The organism is Sphingopyxis sp. LK2115, assembly GCF_014595975.1.
GTDB lineage: Bacteria > Pseudomonadota > Alphaproteobacteria > Sphingomonadales > Sphingomonadaceae > Sphingopyxis.
Window position 1 is genome coordinate 105,857 of sequence record NZ_JABWGQ010000051.1, and the last position, 18,526, is coordinate 124,382.

Annotated in this window: 19 protein-coding genes and 1 pseudogene; 5 read left to right on the top strand and 15 right to left on the bottom strand. The window is 64.8% G+C overall.

Annotated elements, in window-relative coordinates; genetic code table 11:
• Nucleotides 1-81: 81 nt before the first annotated feature.
• The 5 genes from HUW43_RS12145 to purT all read right to left on the bottom strand — a co-directional run bounded on the left by HUW43_RS12145 (nt 82) and on the right by purT (nt 5,859).
• Complete coding sequence (locus tag HUW43_RS12145; RefSeq protein ID WP_188237662.1) at nt 82-756, bottom strand: CDP-alcohol phosphatidyltransferase family protein; 675 nt, start codon at nt 754-756, stop codon at nt 82-84.
• 106 nt (nt 757-862) lie between these two features.
• Complete coding sequence (locus HUW43_RS12150; protein ID WP_188237663.1) at nt 863-1,354, bottom strand: hypothetical protein; 492 nt, start codon at nt 1,352-1,354, stop codon at nt 863-865.
• Nucleotides 1,351-4,161, bottom strand: a complete 2,811-nt coding sequence (polA, locus tag HUW43_RS12155; RefSeq protein ID WP_188237664.1) for a DNA polymerase I — start codon at nt 4,159-4,161, stop codon at nt 1,351-1,353. The genes HUW43_RS12150 and polA overlap by 4 nt, the downstream gene beginning before the upstream one ends.
• A 58-nt stretch (nt 4,162-4,219) precedes the next feature.
• Nucleotides 4,220-4,684 (bottom strand): AAC(3)-I family aminoglycoside N-acetyltransferase, encoded by a 465-nt coding sequence (locus HUW43_RS12160; protein WP_188237665.1) that lies wholly within the window; start codon nt 4,682-4,684, stop codon nt 4,220-4,222.
• On the bottom strand, nt 4,681-5,859 hold the full coding sequence (gene purT, locus HUW43_RS12165; RefSeq protein ID WP_188237666.1) for a formate-dependent phosphoribosylglycinamide formyltransferase: 1,179 nt from the start codon (nt 5,857-5,859) through the stop codon (nt 4,681-4,683). The genes HUW43_RS12160 and purT overlap by 4 nt, the downstream gene beginning before the upstream one ends.
• Nucleotides 5,860-6,006: 147 nt before the next feature.
• Between purT and HUW43_RS12170 the strand changes: the two genes are divergently transcribed.
• From HUW43_RS12170 to ahpF, 3 genes are all read left to right on the top strand, one after another.
• On the top strand, nt 6,007-6,300 hold the full coding sequence (locus HUW43_RS12170) for a hypothetical protein (RefSeq protein WP_188237667.1): 294 nt from the start codon (nt 6,007-6,009) through the stop codon (nt 6,298-6,300).
• A 154-nt stretch (nt 6,301-6,454) separates the two neighbouring features.
• Nucleotides 6,455-7,018 carry an alkyl hydroperoxide reductase subunit C gene (gene ahpC, locus HUW43_RS12175; RefSeq protein WP_188237668.1) on the top strand — a complete coding sequence of 188 codons (564 nt, stop codon included), beginning with the start codon at nt 6,455-6,457 and terminating at the stop codon, nt 7,016-7,018.
• A gap of 141 nt (nt 7,019-7,159) precedes the next feature.
• Complete coding sequence (gene ahpF / locus HUW43_RS12180; protein WP_188237669.1) at nt 7,160-8,722, top strand: alkyl hydroperoxide reductase subunit F; 1,563 nt, start codon at nt 7,160-7,162, stop codon at nt 8,720-8,722.
• A gap of 150 nt (nt 8,723-8,872) precedes the next feature.
• Here ahpF and HUW43_RS12185 read toward each other — a convergent pair whose 3' ends face one another.
• The 10 genes and pseudogenes from HUW43_RS12185 to HUW43_RS12230 all read right to left on the bottom strand — a co-directional run bounded on the left by HUW43_RS12185 (nt 8,873) and on the right by HUW43_RS12230 (nt 16,820).
• On the bottom strand, nt 8,873-9,358 hold the full coding sequence (locus HUW43_RS12185; RefSeq protein WP_188237670.1) for a GFA family protein: 486 nt from the start codon (nt 9,356-9,358) through the stop codon (nt 8,873-8,875).
• Nucleotides 9,359-9,594: 236 nt separating this feature from the next.
• Entirely contained in the window at nt 9,595-9,990 is a 396-nt protein-coding gene (locus tag HUW43_RS12190; protein ID WP_188237671.1) for a winged helix-turn-helix domain-containing protein, read from the bottom strand.
• A gap of 243 nt (nt 9,991-10,233) precedes the next feature.
• Complete coding sequence (locus tag HUW43_RS12195) at nt 10,234-12,696, bottom strand: S8 family peptidase (protein ID WP_188237672.1); 2,463 nt, start codon at nt 12,694-12,696, stop codon at nt 10,234-10,236.
• Between the two features lie 15 nt (nt 12,697-12,711).
• Nucleotides 12,712-13,695 (bottom strand): AAA family ATPase, encoded by a 984-nt coding sequence (locus HUW43_RS12200; RefSeq protein WP_188237673.1) that lies wholly within the window; start codon nt 13,693-13,695, stop codon nt 12,712-12,714.
• Between the two features lie 255 nt (nt 13,696-13,950).
• Nucleotides 13,951-14,337 (bottom strand): hypothetical protein, encoded by a 387-nt coding sequence (locus HUW43_RS12205; protein ID WP_188237674.1) that lies wholly within the window; start codon nt 14,335-14,337, stop codon nt 13,951-13,953.
• A 115-nt stretch (nt 14,338-14,452) separates the two neighbouring features.
• Entirely contained in the window at nt 14,453-14,707 is a 255-nt protein-coding gene (locus HUW43_RS12210) for a hypothetical protein (RefSeq protein WP_188237675.1), read from the bottom strand.
• A complete protein-coding gene (gene parA, locus HUW43_RS12215; protein ID WP_188237685.1) occupies nt 14,704-15,318 on the bottom strand; it encodes a ParA family partition ATPase in 615 nt (204 codons plus the stop codon). Before parA ends, HUW43_RS12210 begins: the two co-directional genes overlap by 4 nt.
• Nucleotides 15,296-15,520, bottom strand: a pseudogene (locus tag HUW43_RS12220) (DUF736 domain-containing protein); the annotation flags it as partial. The pseudogene HUW43_RS12220 and the gene parA, both read right to left, overlap by 23 nt.
• Nucleotides 15,521-16,080: 560 nt before the next feature.
• Nucleotides 16,081-16,524, bottom strand: a complete 444-nt coding sequence (locus HUW43_RS12225) for a hypothetical protein (RefSeq protein WP_188237676.1) — start codon at nt 16,522-16,524, stop codon at nt 16,081-16,083.
• Between the two features lie 128 nt (nt 16,525-16,652).
• The gene (locus HUW43_RS12230) at nt 16,653-16,820 is read right to left on the bottom strand and encodes a hypothetical protein (protein WP_188237677.1); all 168 of its coding nucleotides are present in this window, start codon (nt 16,818-16,820) and stop codon (nt 16,653-16,655) included.
• A 375-nt stretch (nt 16,821-17,195) separates the two neighbouring features.
• On the opposite strand from HUW43_RS12230, the gene HUW43_RS12235 reads away from it, so the two are divergent.
• A complete protein-coding gene (locus HUW43_RS12235) occupies nt 17,196-17,939 on the top strand; it encodes a hypothetical protein (protein WP_188237678.1) in 744 nt (247 codons plus the stop codon).
• Nucleotides 17,936-18,517, top strand: a complete 582-nt coding sequence (locus tag HUW43_RS12240) for an NADPH-dependent F420 reductase (RefSeq protein ID WP_188237679.1) — start codon at nt 17,936-17,938, stop codon at nt 18,515-18,517. The genes HUW43_RS12235 and HUW43_RS12240 overlap by 4 nt, the downstream gene beginning before the upstream one ends.
• Nucleotides 18,518-18,526: the final 9 nt, after the last annotated feature.

Here is an 18,526-nt window from a genome sequence, read left to right on the forward strand (position 1 = left end):
ACCTGGCTGGCCGTTCATGCCCCGACTTCGCCCGACACGAACGGGACGATGGCTCTGATTAAACGCTCGCCGCGCTAACCGTCAGTTGCCCCGGCGGCGGAGCATCCGCGCGGTGGTCGACGTCTGGACGATGAACAGCGTGACGAGGATGCTCGCGACGACGAGCGCGAACAGGTCGAACGCCGAAAAATTGGTGCCGCCGATGTCGCCGCCGCCGATCACCGGCATCAGCGCGGTCATCGCCATCAGCATCAGCCGCAGTTCGGTCGGCCCGCCCGCCATATAGGACAGGCGAAACTCGCCCAGTATCCTGGCCGAAATGAATGTGTGGATCGACAGCAGGAAATAGCCGATCACCCCCATCAGCGCGACGTCAAGCCGCATATAGGGGCTCATCCCGATCGCGCTGATCATCAGCAATGTCGCGAGCGCATCGACACTGTGGTCGACGAAATAACCATAGTTCGGCCGCTCGATCCCGCGCCAGCGCGCGAGGCTGCCGTCAAGCGAATCGCCGAACCAGTTGACGATATAGCCAAGAAGCGAAAGCCCCAGCCATTCGCTGTCGATCCAGCTGAGCAGATAACCCGCGGCGACCAGCACCGCGCCCGCAAAGCCGAGCGCGGTGAGCTGGTCGGGCGTGACCCACGCGGGCAGCCGGGCGCACAGCCAGTTGAGCAGGCGGCGTTCGCTGCGCGCGAGGATATTCTGCTGGATGCGGACCGGCGCCTTGGCGACGGATTCGAACTTGCTCATGCGGACCCTTTGTTGCCGTCTGTCACAAAAGCGCCAGCCGGATGTCATCGAGCTGTCATAGAAGCAAAGATGCGCAAGCGAAAGGGCGCTGCGTTCGGGGCGCCGCTCAGTCGCGCCAGGGGCCGATTTCACCCACCTCGCCGATGGTGCGGAACCGCACCGCGCCGTCGACCCACGCGACCTCCCACATCGGCGCGGGCCGGGCCCATTCGCCGATCACGAACAGCGGCAGCTTGTTGGCGGCAACGAACGCCAGATCGTCGGCGGTCGGGCCGGGGACGATCGTTTCGGATCGCTGGTGCAGCCGCACCACCGCGAGCGTTCCGTCGGGCGGTGCGGGAAGCGATTGGCGCACGGGAAAGCCCAGGCTGGCGGCAACCACCGGATAGCCCTTGTCGTCGCGCGCGATCAGCAGCACCTTGTCGGCGGTGGGCCAGGGGCCGCTGACCGGCCGCCCGGCGACCTTGCGTCCGGCAATTGCGGCGAACTCGCGCAGGTCGGTATCAGCGATCGGTGCGGGACGCGCGATTGGATCTGCCACCGGCGCCGCGGCGGGATCGGCGGACAGCGCCGCGACGAACAGCAAGGCAGCGATCAATGCGCGTCGCCCCAACTCTTGCCGGTGCCGATCTCGACCTCCAGGGGGACCGACAATTTGAGCGCCGGCTCGGCGGCGCCCATCATCACCGCGCGGATGATCTCGCCCGCGGCCGCGGCCTTGTCCGCCGGCGCCTCGAACACCAGTTCGTCATGGACCTGGAGCAGCATCTTCACATCGGCCAGGCCCGCATCCGCCAGCGCGCGCGGCATCCGCGCCATCGCGCGTTTGATCAGGTCGGCGCTCGTGCCCTGGATCGGCGCGTTGATCGCGGCGCGTTCGCTGCCCGCGCGTTCATTCTGGTTCGCCGCCTTGATGCGTGGAAACCATGTCTTTCGGCCGAACAGTGTCTCGGTATAGCCGCGCGCCCGCGCGGTTTCGAGCGTGTCGGTGATATAGTCCGAAATGCCGGGGAAACGCTCGAAATAGCGCGCGATCAGCGCCTGCGCCTCGTCGGGGGTGATTTCGAGGCGGCTGGCGAGGCCCCAGCGTGAAATGCCATAGAGGATCGAGAAATTGACCGTCTTGGCCTTGCCGCGCGTGTCGCGGTTGACCTCGCCGAACAGTTCGATCGCGGTCGCCGCGTGAATGTCGTCCCCGCGGGCAAAGGCCTCTTTCAGTTCGGGCACGTCGGCCATATGCGCCGCCAAACGCAGCTCGATCTGGCTATAGTCGGCAGCGATCAGCACATGGCCGGGCGCGGCGATAAAGGCGTCGCGGATCTGGCGGCCGACCTCGGTGCGGATCGGGATGTTCTGCAAATTGGGGTCGGTCGACGACAGCCGCCCCGTCTGCGCGCCGACGAGGCTGTAGCTGGTGTGGACGCGCCCGGTTGTCGCATTGATCTGTTCCTGCAAGGCGTCGGTATAGGTCGATTTCAGCTTGGAAAGCTGGCGCCATTCCAAAATCTTGCGCGCAATCGGCACCCCGTCGCGTTCGAGCCGTTCGAGTTCGTTCTGGTCGGTCGACCAGTCGCCCGACTTGCCCTTGCGCCCGCCTTTGAGGCCGAGTTTATCGAACAGGATTTCGCCAAGCTGCTTCGGGCTGCCGATCGCGAAGGGCTGGCCCGCAAGGGCGTGGATGTCGCCCTCGATGCGCAGCATCTCGTTCGCAAACTCGCCCGACAGCTTTGCCAGATAGTCGCGGTCGACCATGATGCCTGCGCGTTCCATGCCTTCGACGACGGCCGCCAGGGGCCGGTCGACCATCTCGTACACGCGCGTCCCGCCCTCGATCGGCAGGCGAAGCTTGAGCAGCTTCCAGAGGCGCCACGCGACCTCGGCATCCTCGGCGGCATAGTGGGTCGCGCGATCAAGCGGCACTTCGGCGAAGCTGATCTGCGACTTGCCGGTGCCGCACACTTCCTTAAACGACAGGCAGACATGATCGAGGTGGAGCTTCGCCAGCTCGTCAAGCCCATGCTGATGCTTGCCCGCGTCGAGCGCAAAGCTCATCAGCAGCGTGTCGTCATAGGGCGCGATGGTGATGCCGTGCTGCGCCAGCACGCCTATGTCATATTTGAGGTTGTGCCCGACCTTGAGCACCGCATCGTCGGCAAAGAGCGCGCCGAGCCGCGCCAGCGCGTCACCCGTCGCGATCTGTTCGGGTTTTTCGGCAAACATGTCGGTGCCGCCATGGCCAAGCGGGATGTAACAGGCCTTGCCCGGTCCCGTCGCCAGGCTGACCCCGACGAGCGTTCCGGTGACGCTGTCGAGGCTGGCGGTTTCGGTATCGACCGCGACGACATGCGCCGCGCGCGCGTCGGCGATCCAGCGGTCGAGCGCCTCCACCGTCGTCACCGTTTCATAGCGCGCTCGGTCGATCGGGGGCATCGCGGGCAGGGCGGGCGTGGACGGCGCAGCGGCGGGTGCGACGGGCGCCGCGCCCGCGCGCGGCAGCGTCGGCGGCCCCGCGGGCGCGGTGCCAAGGTCGAGCTTTGCCGACAGCGAGCGGAACCCATGTTCGTCGAGGAAGCGTTTGAGCGGTTCGGGCGGGATCGCGCCGAGTTTGAGATCGTCGAGCGGGTCGGGAAGCGGGCAATCGCGCTTCAGGTCGACCAGGATGCGCGACAGTTCGGCCATCGCGCGATGTTCGATCAGATTTTCGCGCAGCTTGCCGGGCTTCATCGTTTCGGCGCCATCGAGCGCGGCGGTCAGATTGCCATATTCCTGGATCAGCCTGGTCGCCGTTTTGGGGCCGACGCCGCGCACGCCGGGGACATTGTCGACGCTGTCGCCCATCAGCGCGAGCACGTCGCCGACCAGATCGGGGGTGACGCCGAACTTCTCTTTCACCGCGTCGATCCCCATCCGCACATTCTTCATCGTGTCGAGCATGTCGACGTGCGGGCCATCGGCGGGCTCGCGGATCAATTGCATCAGATCCTTGTCCGACGACACGATGGTGACGTCCCATCCGTTGCGCACCGCGGCCTCGGCATAGGAAGCGATCAGGTCGTCGGCCTCATACCCCTCCATCTCGATGCATGGCAGCGAAAAGGCGCGTGTGGCATCGCGGATCAGCGGGAATTGCGGGACCAGATCCTCGGGCGGGTCGGGGCGGTTCGCCTTATATTGATCGTAAATCGCGTTGCGGAACGACTGGCTCGAATGGTCGAGGATGACCGCCAGATGCGTCGGCCCGTCGGCGTCGTGCAGATCCTTGGCCAGCTTCCACAGCATCGTCGTATAACCATAGACCGCGCCGACAGGCACCCCCTGCGGATTGGTGAGCGGCGGCAAGCGGTGATAGGCGCGGAAGATGTAGCTGGAGCCATCGACCAGATAGAGATGATTCTTCTCGGACATGGCGGGCGGTGTAGCAGTGGTGATGCGGGCGGCCTAGCGCGATGTTCCCGCTTTCTTCCTATCCGCCGCGCGGTCGCGGCGGCAGGTCGAAGTGCAGCACTTCCTCGCGCACGCCAAGCTTGGTGTAGAGCGCGATTGCGGGCGGGTCGACATGGTCGGCCTGCACGAACACCGCCCACGCGCCGGTGTCGGCGGCGATGTGTTGAAGCTCTGCGATCAGCGCGGTGGCGATGCCGCGGCGGCGAAACCGCGCGTCGACCGCAAGGTCGTAAAGATAGATTTCGCTGCGCGCCGCCTCCAGCTTGGGCAGTTCATAGGCAGTGAGGCCGCCGACGATGCGGCCCTCCACCTCGGCGACGAGCAGGATGATCGCATCCTTGTCGAGCTGGCGTGTAAGCCAGGCATCGTCGGGGGTATCGCGGCGATAGGTTTGCGGGTCGTCGAATGCGTCGGCATAGAGCGCGTTAAGGTCGCGCAGGGCGGCGATGTCCCCGGAGCCAAGACGACGGATCGCGACGCTCATCGGTAATCGATCGCCAGCTTGCCCGCCGCCGCGACGGCGGCCGCGCGCGCCTCGTCGGTCGTGCCGCCCGCGACCTTTGCCAGCGCCACGCCCATGCGGCGATAGGGCCGCGTCACGGGCTTGCCAAAGATGCGCGCGTCGACAGACGTCGCGGCATCGGGCGGCGTCAGCGCATCGGCGAGGCCGGTGATCGCGAAGTCGCTCGCGTCGCGGTCGGCGAGCAGCACCGCGCTGGCACTTGCGTGCGACACCTCGATCGCGGGGACGGGCAGGCCCAGGATCGCGCGCGCGTGCAGGTCGAACTCCGACAGGGCTTGCGAGATCAGCGTCACCATGCCCGTGTCGTGCGGGCGCGGGCTGAGTTCAGAAAAGATGACTTCGTCGCCCTTCACGAAAAACTCGACACCGAAAATGCCGTAACCGCCAAGCGCATCGACGACCTTGGTGGCCATTTCCTCGGCCGTCGCCAGCGCGGCGACCGACATCGCCGCGGGCTGCCAGCTTTCGCGATAGTCGCCGTGTTCCTGCCGGTGCCCGATCGGCGGGCAGAAGGTCACGCCACCCCTGTGCCGCACGGTGAGCAAGGTGATCTCATAATCGAAATCGACGAATGCCTCGGCAATCAGGCGCAGGCGATCGCCGCGCATCCCGGCGGCGGCATAATCCCATGCGGCGTCGATGCCGCTTGCATCCCTGACCGTGCTCTGCCCCTTGCCCGACGACGACATGACGGGCTTCACCACCAGCGGAAAGCCGATGCGCGCCGCCGCGGCGGCCAGTTCCTCGCGCGTCTCGGCATATTCGAAAATCGAGGTCTTGAGTCCCAGCTCGCGGGCGGCGAGATCGCGGATCGCATCGCGGTTCATCGTCAACTGCGCCGCGCGCGCCGAGGGAACGACGTGAAAGCCTTCGGCCTCGACCTCGGCCAGGATTTCGGTGCGGATCGCCTCGACTTCGGGCACGATATGGTCGGGGCGGTGCCGTTCGATCGCGGCGCGCAGCGCATCGCCGTCGAGCATGGAGAACACTTCATATTCGTCGGCGACCTGCATCGCCGGGGCACCTTCATAGCTGTCGCACGCGACGACATGACAGCCGAGCCGCTTGGCCGAAATCACGAACTCGCGCCCCAGCTCGCCCGAACCGAGGAGGAGGATTTTTGCGGTGGGGGTCATTTTTGGCGCTCCGTTGCCCGTCCGAACACCGTCAGCCTCTAGTCAGCCCGTCGCCGGTTTGCCAGCGGCCAAATGGCTTCGCAGCGCGGGCCATATTGTGATACTCTGGCCGCAACCACCCTGGTGAATGCTGCGGGAGGGTCGATAATGACGGACGATTGGCGAGTGGACGACCTGGCGCTGTGCATCAGTCGGCACGAGCGCTATCCGCCCGAGGTTCGCCCCGGCGCGGTCTTCATGGTGCGCGCGGTGATTGCCGATATGCCTGACCTCGCCGGCGGCGCGGCGGGGACCGCGCTCAACTTTCGCGGCGTCCGCGAACTCGGCCCGCGCGCCGCCTATTGTGCACGGCGGTTCCGCAAGATCACCCCCGGCGCGCCCGACCGTTTCGATGCCGAAGTGATCGACCTGATGACCGATGCGGGTCGGATGGGTCGTTAATCGCCCTTTTTGCGCCAAACCGGCTCTTTGATCGATTCAGCCGATAAGTGTGCCCGGAAATTTGGGGTTGAGTGCTGCCGCCGCTCGGCATAGCTGGCCCCTGCAAATTATTTTGCAGTGCAGCAATCAGCAGCAGATAAAGGAAATCTCTCCCATGGGTATCATCGGAAGCTCGATCAAGCCGTTCAACGCCACTTCATATCATCAGGGCAAGTTCGTCCCCGTGACGGACGCCGATGTGAAGGGCAAATGGGCGGTGTTCTTTTTCTATCCGGCCGACTTCACCTTCGTCTGCCCGACCGAGCTGGAAGATCTCGCCGATCAGTATGAAACGCTGCAGGGCCTTGGCGTCGAAGTCTATGCCGTGTCGACCGACACGCATTTCAGCCACAAGGCGTGGCACGACAGCTCGCCGGCGATCGGCAAGATCAACTATCACATGCTGGGCGACCAGAATCATGTGCTTGCCAACAATTTCGGCGTGTTGCGCGAAGATTCGGGCCTTGCCGACCGCGCGACCTTTGTCGTCGATCCCGACGGCGTGATCCAGGTGATGGAAATCACCTGCGAGGGCGTCGGCCGCAATGCCGAGGAACTGGTCCGCAAGATCAAGGCCGCGGTCTATGTCCGCGCCAACCCCGGCCAGGTCTGCCCGGCGAAGTGGGAAGAGGGCGCCGAAACGCTCGCGCCCTCGATCGAACTCGTCGGCAAGATCTAAGCCGGTTCAACCCGAAATAAAATGGTGTGCCCCCGCGAAAGCGGGGGCCCATCCCCGGACGGAGCGATATGGCACCAACCGGTGATGGATCCCCGTTTTCGCGGGGATGCACAGACATCCTATTGCCTTCAGGATTCCCCCATGCCGTTTCTCGATGCGAATACGACCGCCCAGCTCAAGGCCTATCTGGGCAATCTGCGCCGTCCGATCGAGCTGGTCGCAAGCCTCGATGCCTCGCCCAAGTCGGTCGAGATGCGCAGCCTTGTCGAAGAGGTCGCGGCGCAGTCGGACCTCGTGACCGCGCGCTTCGACGGCGACGATGTGCGGAGGCCCTCCTTTGCGATCCGCGGCGATGAAGGCCGCGCCGAAGCCGTGTTCGCCGGCCTGCCGATGGGACATGAGTTCACTTCGCTGATCCTTGCCTTGCTCCACGTCGGTGGCCACCCGCCCAGGGAAGACGCCGACCTGCTCGATGCGGTGCGTGCACTGGAAGGCGATTTCACCTTTGAAACCTTCTTCTCGCTGTCGTGCCAGAATTGCCCCGACGTCGTGCAGGCGCTCAACATCATGGCGGCGCTCAATCCGAATGTCCGCCACACCGCGATCGACGGCGCGCTGTTCCAGGACGAGGTCGAGCGGCGTCAGGTGATGGCGGTCCCCGCCGTGTTCCTGAACGGCGAACCCTTTGGACAGGGCCGCATGGATTTGGCGCAGATCGTCGCGAAGCTCGACACGGGCGCGACTGAGCGCGCGGCCGCAAAGATCGCTACAAAGGAGCCCTTCGACGTGCTCGTGGTCGGTGGCGGGCCCGGCGGCGCCGCGGCCGCGATTTACGCAGCGCGAAAGGGCATCCGCACCGGCATGGTCGCCGAACGCTTCGGCGGGCAGGTGCTCGATACGCTGGGGATCGAAAATTTCGTCTCGGTCCAGCGCACCGAAGGCCCCAAGCTCGCGGCGCAACTGGAAGCACATGTGAAGGATTATGACGTCGACGTGATGAACGTGCAGGAAGCCGTCGCATTGATTCCCGGCGGGGCGAGCGGGCTGCACGAAGTGAAGCTCAAGAGCGGCGCGAGCGTCAAGGGCAAGACCGTCATCCTGTCGACCGGCGCGCGCTGGCGCCAGATGGGTGTCCCCGGCGAGGCCGAATATCGGGGCAGGGGCGTCGCCTATTGCCCGCACTGCGATGGCCCGCTGTTCAAGGGCAAGCGCGTCGCGGTGATCGGCGGCGGCAATTCGGGCGTCGAGGCGGCGATCGACCTGGCGGGGCTTGCCCGGCATGTGACCTTGATCGAGTATGACGCCCAGCTGCGCGCTGATGCGGTGCTCCAGACCAAGCTTGGCAGCCTGCCCAACGTCACGGTTGTCACCTCGGCGCTCACCACGGAAGTGCTCGGCAACGGCGAAAAGGTCGTCGGTCTGCGCTATCGCGACCGCAACAGGGATGAGGAGCATCTCGTCGAGCTCGAAGGCATTTTTGTCCAGATCGGCCTTATCCCCAACACCGAATGGCTTGGCGATGCGGTGGCGCTCAGCGATCGCGGCGAGATCGAGGTCGACGGGCGCGGCGCGACGAGCCAGCCCGGCATCTTCGCCGCCGGCGACGTGACGACGGTGCCCTACAAGCAGATCGTCATCGCGATGGGCGAGGGGTCGAAGGCGTCGCTATCGGCCTTCGACCATCTGATCCGCGCGAGCGGCTAGGAACCGATCGGGCCGATCATCACGATCGACAGGCGAGCACCCCGCGCAATTCCGTTCGTGTCGAGCGAAGTCGAGCACCGGTCGGCGCTGCACAAGGCCGAAGGGCATCTCGACTTCGCTCGATACGACCGGGTCAGGAACCTTTCCTGTTCATCCTTCGGGCCACGCCTCGGTATCATGGTCGGGATGCTGGTGGTTGCTCGCCCTTATCGCGCCGACATGGGCGGCCATCGTCTCTTCGGTCGTGCCCTCGGCGGGGATGGCAAGCACCTCGAACCAGGGTAGCCGGGCTTCGAGGCCGAACTGATATTTCGGCGCGAACCGCGACGGGTCGTCGAACGATCCGGTGGTCAGGTTGATATGCTTGCTTTCGTGATAATCATAGGCCAGCGGCGTCCCGCAATTGCGGCAGAAACCACGCGCCGCCTTGTCGGAACTGCCGAACCACGCGGGATGCCCGCGCGTCCAGCGAATCGCGTCGCGCGGCACGCCGATCAAAGCGATGAAGAAATTGCCCGCCGCCTTCTGGCACATGCGGCAATGGCAGATGTGCGAGGTGTCGAGCACCGCGCTGACATGATAGCGCACCGCGCCGCACTGACAGCCGCCAGACGCCTGAGTTTCAATCCGGTCCATGGCCGAAAGCTATCAGCGGCGGCGCGCCCCCGCAACCACGCCGCCGCATGGCGTCACGATCCGCGGCGCGCGATCGCCTCCGCCGATGGGCCGACGCCGATCTTTTTGCCCAGCTTGTCGCGGCGGCCCATTTTGAAGCCGATTTACGTCGCCGGGCCGCGCTCGCCGAAAAATGTGGAAAAGCACCGTTACCGACCTGCTTGGCAAGCGTTGCTGCCGGTCCGCGGCCCGTCGCGTCACCCGTTATGGAACCGGTATCCAACCCCCGCTTCCGTCAGGATCAGCCGCGGCTCACCAGAATCAGGTTCCAGCTTCTGGCGAAGCTGGCTGACAAACACCCGCAAATACTGAACATCATGCGCATGCGCGGGTCCCCAGACGGCGGTCAGCAACTGGCGATGCGTGAGCACCTTCCCCGGCGCCGACGCCAGTTGCGCCAGCAGGTCATACTCGCGGGGGCTGAGCTTGACGGCTTCGCCATCGCGCACCACCCGCCGGTGTTCAAGGTCGATCTCGACCCCTGCTACGGACAAACGCAGTTGCGGGGTGTCGCGCAACAACCGGTGCCGCAGCGAGACCCTCAGCCCGTTCTTCTCAATACAGTCCTGCCGGACGCTCGTTCCTGGGTGCATTGCCTGTCGAATCGTCTGGGACCCTTTAGGTAAGGGTTATATTGATAATCGACACTCGACAAGGTGAGTCGGGACGGTACCCACAGCCTCCCGCGACCGACGCTACCGGCAGCAAGATGGTGGCGACTACCTGATCCCAACGATGCAGCTCCGGTCCGGACTGGGAGACCCCGGCCCCGAGAGATTCGAGCTGCACGTGAAAAGCGATGACGCCGAGGAGAGAGAATTGAAGCTTGGCCGTCGTTACGCCGCCGGGATTGGTACCGCGAGCTGATTGGCGATCGGCGTATAGATGTCGATGTTCGCGCCTGGCGCGCGAACCGACACCAGCAGCGAGTATCGAGCCGAGCGATCCCATCGCTGCAAGCCGGGCTTCTCTTTCCACCACCCGCTCACCGGGAAAACACCAATGGCGTCCCGGTCGGCAAGCGCCGCGGCGCTCCCACGCCAGATGTCTGAGTGGATGGAGCCTCGGTCCCGGATCGGTCCGAGCACCCAATCGTCGCCGCCGGCGGCGCCGCCGACCTGCCCTGCTTCCTCTGCCTCGGCAGCCTTGTTGATGCGCTGCCTGAACTGCTGAATGCTTTCGAGCGAGCGCTTCACGGCGAAACGCAGGGAGTGAGACGCGTAGCGGTGCCGACGGGTCCAGCCCCGCTCGCCAGGGTTTGGTTCGACGAAGTAGGACAGCGTCACCCTCAGCTCGACATCCTGATCGCCAAGCGCGAGAAGCTCATGACGCGGCCAAGGCAGCCGATGCAGATTCATGTTCCGCGTCTTGATGACAGACCCGTCACGGCGGAAAGGAAGCAGCGCGTCTTCCACCATCAGCGTCGCGTCGTCCGTCGCGCTCCAGAGGGCGCGGCCAAGATCAGGAACCCCCCAACCATACCGGCGCAGCATCGCCATCTTTTGCGCTTGTGATGCCGCCGCATCGAAGCGCTCACGCATCGCCGGCGTCCATTCTGCGGAATGCACCAGCAGCCCCCGCACCGTTTCGGGCCAAAGCTCCGGTCGGGCAGCAATGACGCCTGCCGCCAAATTTGCCCCAAGAGCCGCCGCGGCGCTTGTGTCTCCGAAGGTTTCGAAGAGGCGCATCTGCGGCCGGTAATGAGTGGTGATCAGTTGCAGGTCGTCGATCGCAGAGGCGGCGTTGACCCCATCATGCGCAAAGTTGCCGCCCTCGAAGACCACGTCTGGGCGGATCGGCCACTGCCGCTCCCAAATTCCGGACGTGCGGCTTGCCGGCGATAGGTCTCCCGCCGGTGCGACGGGATCCCAGCCTGCATAGTCCGGGTGCGTGATGGTGATCTTGTCAGTGTAAGCTCCGACGACCAAGGGGTTCCAAGCCTGGGCTGGGCTCTCCACCTCTTCCAGATCGTTGCGATCCGGATAGCCGTCCACCTCGATGTCGCCGCGCAGGTTACCCGCCGCGAGGACCATCAGGCGACGACGGTCGCCGCCGCCATAGCAAAGCTGGTCGACCGCTGCGGACCACGATGAGGGTCGGCCCCGCGCCAGCCCGACCTCGCTGGTCACTGCCAAGCAGAAGACGCGGCGGCGCCGAGGTGCGCGCGCCTCGGCCTTTGTGATGCCCACCTCGGTGATCGCACCGTAGAGCTCCGGATCATTCTGGCCTGCCGGTGGAAGGATCTTCACGGTTTCGAGGCGGTGGCGCAGTTCCACGGGCTCGGCATGGCTGAGTGCTGCCTCGATATCGCCGTAGAGAGCAACGCCGGCCATCGCCGTGCCGTGGCCATTCCAGAACGCGCTGTCACCGACACCCCATGCATCGTCATAGGCATGCTGATCAGCCGCTTCCAGGCCGGGCTCCAACAATGGATGGGCCCGGTTCGCTCCGCTGTCGAGGATGCATACTGCCGGCGCGACGGCATCCGGAGCTTCTACCCTGTCGGCCAGGTCTTCTGCCCAGTCGGCCTGCTCGATCGGCCGCATTTCCAGGAAAAGCGTGGGCGTGTCCTTTGCTATGCGTAGCTCGGCCACGGCGTCGCTGTTTTCCACGAGCCGCGCCATCGTCTCCTCGGTCGCGAGCGCCAGCACAACATCTCGCTCTGGAAAACTGATCGCATGATCTTTCACAGCGATGTTGAGCCGCTCGGCCACGTGGCGGAAGGTCTCCAACCGCCCATCGCGAATCCAGACCTCCCACCAAGCCGCGCGACCGGCCTCCGGAAACAGCGCCATATCGTCGGTGAACAACGAACGCACCGCCGCCAGGCGAATGTCCTCGATCCTCGCGACAAGCGCTTCGTTCTTTGGCTTTCCGGATTTGGTGTCCTCATCACGGTAGGCGGCAATCTTCCGCGAAAAGAACTCGGCCGATCGCTCCGGCACAAACACCGTTGCCGCAACAGTCTCGTCGCCCTCTGCAGTCGGACGGACCGCTACGAGCTCGATCGCCGCAGGCTTGTTCTCCAAGCCCTCAACGGCTGCGCGCTCCGCTGCAGGGATCTCGAATTCTAGGTAGAACCCCCGCTCGCCTTCGGCGATTGCTTCATCACGGGCGGCCAGCTTGCGGCGCGCCTCCACCACCGCCGAGCCGATGGCCCGCTCGAGCTTTTGTGCGTGCGCCGCCCGCACGCGAGCCGGCGGCATGCCGCTGATGACCAATCGTGGTGAGGTGTAGGGTTCTGCTTGGCCGCCGCCTTCGACATGAAAGTGCGGCCGATCGCGCGGTGCTCTGGCCATTTAGCGTCGACTACCTCACCTCGTGGCAGCCCGGCGCTCCGCCAATGTCGAGAGCAGCGTCGGCGTTTCGATCTCATCCGAATCCGCCAGCACCGCAACTTTCGCCGCCTCGTCGGCGGCTCGCGACACTTCGGCCTGACTCAGCCCGGTTGTAGCCTCGAGAACTCGCGACCAATCCAGGTCTTTCAGATCGAAGCCGGTCAAATGTGATTCGAGAATCCCGCGCGCGATCTCCGGGGCGGGCAAGCCGTAGGTGATGACGTCGTCAAACCGCCGGAAGACCGCCTTGTCGAGTAGCTCAGGATGGTTGGTCGCCGCGACGATGAGGCTAGGACCGTCGTCATTCTCCAGGAACTGGAGGAAGGAATTCAGCACACGACGGATCTCGCCCACGTCGTTGGGGCCGGAGCGCTGTGCGCCGATGGCATCGAATTCGTCGAAGAAGTAGACGCCACGTTGAACGGCGATCGCGTCGAATACCAAGCGGAGCCGCGTCGCGGTCTCACCCATCAGTTTGCCGATGAGTCCGTCGTACAGAACCGTGAAGATCGGCAGCTTCAGCTCGCCGGCGAGGGCGGCTGCGGTCATGGTCTTCCCGCAACCGGGAGGGCCGACGAGAAGCAGCTTTCGGCGCGGCGTGAGACCCCGCGCCCGCAGGCGCGCCTGTTGGCGCTGCTCGGTGACCACCCGTGCTAGCCGATCCTCCAGTTCGGGCGCGAGGACCATGCTGCTCAGCCGAATGTCCGCATAGCGCGCCGCCAGGAGGCTGCTGAGCTCGCCCTTGGGCTGAGCCAGCGGGACCGGGCCCGCACCACGTCGCGCGACGGTGGCGCCCTTTCCTTTGGCCGCGTCGATCAGCTCGCGAAGTTCTTGTGCGAGCTTTCCATGTCCCTGACGCGCCTCATGGGCAGCAAGCTGCGTCGCGACGGAGAGGAAACGCTCCTCGTCCCCGTCGATATGGCTTCGCAGCAATGCAACGATGTGGCGTGCAGTGGACATAATCTCCCTTCGGCGCGACCTGCGGCCGGCGCCTCGACATTAACGTTTCACGGCTCTGCTGTATCGAACAAATTTCTACTATAGCGCTCGATCCACAGCGTTCGCCCAGGCGATTCCGGCCGCATCAGTATATCAGATAGGGCTTAACGCTTTCTCTGCCGCCCTGCCACTCACCTCCTGTTCGATTGCCTCTTGACTCTGCCGAGCTTGAGTAAGAACAAATAGCGAACATGATGCCCGTCCCTGTTCAGGAGGTCAAGAACAAGCTTGCGGCCCGAGCCCGCCATAGAGTCTCTGCGCGCGCAAATCGAGAAGATCGAAGGCCGAGGCCGGCGTGCGAAATCGGTGCTTCCGTTCGGAATCGCCGAGATGGACTCGCGACTCCCCGGCGGAGGGCTGGCGCGAGGCGCGCTTCATGAGGTCGCGGGCGGAGGCAACGGCGCCATAGACGGCGCGGCCGCCGCGCTGTTCGCAGCCGGGATCGCTGTGCGCGCCAAGGGCAAGGTGCTCTGGTGCATCACCAGGCCCGATCTCTTCGCCCCGGCGCTCGCGCAGGCGGGCCTGATGCCCGATCGCGTGATCTATGTGGAAGCCGGCGACGACAAGAGCGTCCTGGCTTGTATGGAGGAAGGGCTGCGCCACGGCGGGCTCCAGTGTTCGATCTGCTTTTCGATCCAGACCAGCTCGACCTTCGTGAGATCGTCTGGCGGCGCGGCGGGAGCGCGGCCGTCGCGCGCGGAGGCGGCGGCAAGGCCGTTCATAATCCTTCTCCTGAGGGGGGTGGGAATTCGCGTTCGAACAGCGCGCGCAGCATGTCGGCGACCGTCTGACCGCGCTGGAAGGCAGCGATCTTGATGCGGCCGCGCATGTCAAGCGTGACATCGATCGTCAGCCGGGCCGAGAACTCCTCGGCGGGCTGCACGCGTTGCACCTGGCGATCGGGCGCCTTGATCCAGCTCTCGGCATCGGCAGGCCGGGACGCGAAACTGCGTTTCGGGGACCGCTCGCTCATGCGCCGAACCTCGCGACTTCAGCGGCGAACGCGGCGATCTCGCGCGCGCCCGGGCAGTCCTCATCGTGTTCGGCGGCGAGCCGGCCGGTCTGCACGACATCGGCGAAGACGATGCGCTGACCGATGGTGGTCGCGAGCAGCGGCGGATCGTGATCGGCGAGCGTTTCGGCGGTCTCGCGCGCCAGCACGGTGCGGGCGGCGCACCGGTTCAGCACGAAGCGGGCGGCGAGCTGCGGACGGTAGATGCGCGCCTCGCCGAGCAGCGTCAGCATCTCGGCAGACGCCCAGCCGTCGAGCGGCGACGGCTGCACCGGGATCAGCACCAGATCGGCGGCGAGCAGCGCCGAGCGCATCAGCCCGGCGACGCGCGGCGGCCCGTCGATGACGACGTGATCGGCGTCGCGGGCGAGCTCAGGCGCCTCGCGATGGAGCGTGTCGCGGGCGAGCCCCACGACCCCGAACAACCGCCCCAGCCCCTCCCGGTTGCGCTGCTGCGACCAGTCGAGCGCCGAGCCTTGCGGGTCGGCGTCGATCAGCGTGACGCGCTTGCCCTTCCGAGCCCATTCACCGGCGAGATGCAGGGCGAGCGTCGTCGAGCTTGAGGCCGAGATAGTCGCGGCCCTCGTTGGAGCGCTTTGACCAGGCGGCGCCGATCTCGGCGCGGCCGACCAGGACCCGGTGGCTGGGGGCGTTCTCGCCGGTGGCGCGCTGGTCGGGGACGATGCGCACGTTCTTGGCCTGGACGCTGAGGGTGACGATTTCGCCGGTGAACTCGTTCGAGCCGGTCTTCTTGAAGGTGCCGATGGTCGCCATTGTAAGTCTCCGTTTTTCGTTCCCGAGCCCGCACCATTGCGGCCTCGATGGCGATCGGCAGGCCGGAGGTGATCGACGGCGCACCCCGAAGGGGCGTGACAGCTAAGGAGGGGTTTCTTGTCTCGCGAGGAATGACGGCGCAGCCGGCAGGGGAAGAAAGTTCGACGCGGCTGTTGCGTCATAGGCGATCGAGGCGGAGCCGGCCTTCGGCCAGATCAGGCCATTGGAGAGGCCGTTTGGAGCGGTCGAGGTGCGGTCAGATAACGAGAAAATGGCGGCCGTCCCGCATCGGCAAACCGGCGTCACGACATGCTCACCGGCTTCGTCTCCTCCCGTCAAGCCGACGCTGCCGCATCCTGTCCCCACCGCAACCACGGAGATAGCCGCCCCGGATATCTTGCGCGCTGCCGAGTCATGACACCGCCAATCAACGCTCCAATGAGGACCGCTTTTCCAGGCCAGCGTCGGTCCGAGCCGCACACGCGCAGCGCTCCGACATGAGACGACGGGGGAGACCACGCCCACTGTTGCTCTGACCGGCCTGACGGCGATGACGAAGATCAGGCCCGCGCAAGATCCCGGCCGGATGCTGACGGTGCCGCCGCCAGTCCAGCGACCCGCACGAAGGCGGTGATACCAACGGCGATCGCACCGATGACGGAGAACGCGATCTGCCACGCATCAGACGGCATGAGGTGCTTCACGATGCCATGGGTCGCATAGAAGCCGGCGATCGCGGCTGGCGCGACGAAGGCTGCGGCGACGATCAGCTTCAGCCACATGGGGCGGACGAAGGTGATGAGGAGATAGCCGGCGGCGAGCGCGATCGCTGCCGCGATGGCGCCGACCAAGATGGCACCCGGGATGCCGGCGCCTGTGCCGTGCGCCCAGGCGCCCACAGTCACGCCGACGAACGCCGGCAGCGCGAAGACAGCCAGCGTGAACAGCAGCCAGCAAAGCAGGCCTATCGCCGCGAGGGATGCAAGTATTGCGAGGATGATCATGGTGGTGGCCTCCGTAAGGAAAAGTCTGTCGGTCGCGCCTCCACCACCACGGAAGTATAGCGCAACAGCCACGGCATCGGGAGCGGAAATCGTGGGCGATTTCCACACCTGCGGCCGGTCGCCCCCGCTCAGGGGGCGAAGGGATCGATCTCATGGACGATCGCGGCGATGTCGCCGTCATATTCGCTGGCGGGCATCACCGACAGCGTGCCGTCGCCGGCCTGGAAGATGACAATGGCGGCCATCAGCGTGGTGGCGAGGCTGAAGGCGAAGGCGTGAGCGTCGTTGAGGGACATCGATCCGGCTTCTGGTTCGAGCGGAGGACCATCCCCCGCTGACAGGCGCCCGATGCGTCGGACTGAGCGCTGCAATAACCGCGCAGGCGAAGCCGTAGCGGCGGCATGCTCGCATAGACGACCCTTTATGGGTTGATGGCTCGAAGCGATCGGTCGGACCAAGGATCAGCGCATAGAAGCGGGGATGCTCCCGCACCAAGCAGGGGCGGAGATTCATTGCAACTGAAACACACACGAGCGGCGGAATGGTGCGCCAAGCTGATGTGATTGACCACGCGTTTCTAGCATCGATATAAGAGTACCCGGGCAACGTGAGAAGACGATAGGCGGGGTAGCAAGAAAAGGATGAGCCGAAAGGTCGTTGATAGCAATGCGATGCAATCGGAATCGCTTCGGTCGTATTTGAGCGCCTCTGAAGGCAACTACGCAGTGCTAAATGAATACGCTGCCATGGAAGCGTATAAAGGCAACACACTTGCGTCGATCTTCCGCTCGATGGAGATCGTGTGCCAATATCCACGACAAATCATCGTCCTGAAAACAACCGGACGCATTTGCTCCCTGGTTGGGCGCGCGCAAGGTCTGCAGCGTCGAATGATTGAAGAACGTCAGACCCGAGATTTTTCGAATTTCTGTCGCCGTCTGCGGGCCGCTCAGGCCGGGGACACGTACATTCAGCGGCAGCTTCTGGAGAATGGCCGGGCGGCTGATGGTCAGATGGACCGTATTCTGGCAGACGCCCCGATCCTACCAGGCGCTATCAAGGAATTGCGGAAGACCTTTCGACCGGAAGAGCTGAAAGCCATTCGACTTGACGAGCCATTTCCCGACACGCTCATTGAGAAGTCTATGAAGTTCATTGTCGAACTGACGTTCTCGAAGATGGGCACGCACCCTAGTCCTCCGTCCCGGATCCGGAGCATGGAAGAACTTCAGAACACGTTCCTCTTTCGCCACTCCGTGTCGACGTTCGTGTGGGCGCTTGACTGGATTGCTCGAGGCGGCGCCGACAATGTGCGAGCGGATAGGATGCGAAATGACGTGATCGACGTCATTTTTGCAACGTATGCGGCGGCACCGACCGCCGCTCCCATCCGGCGAATGAAAGGTATCTCATGACGACCATCGGCATCATTGGTGCGGGCGAGGTTGGCGCCGCCGTCGCGAAGGCGGTCATCAGCCTGGGCTACAAGGTCGTGATCGCAAACTCGCGCGGTCCAGAAACGCTGACGGCGCTGGTAGGGGAGCTTGGACCGTCGGCACGGGCGGCAACGGCTGCCGAAGCGGCGAAAGCCGGCGATTTCGCGGTGATTGCCGTGCCGCTCAAGCTCACCAACAACATGCCCGTCGATGAGCTCGCCGGAAAGATCGTGCTCGATACGAACAACTACATGATCTGGCGCGACGGCAACTACCCGATCGTCGATTCCGGCGAGAAGACCATCTACGAGTTGCGGCAGGAGCACTTGCCCACGTCGAAGGTCGTGCAAGCGTTCACCCACATCCAGGCGCCGCGGCTCGGCACGATCGCGCGCCCGGCAGGCGCACCGGACCGGATCGCCGTGCCGATCTCCAGCAACTATCCGGAAGCCGTCGCGTTCGTCGCTGATCTGTTCGACCGGCTGGGCTTCGACACCGTCGACAACAGCCCATTGGTAAGCGCTGTTCCGTGCCCACCTTGCGCGGTTGAAGCGTAGCGCCGAGTT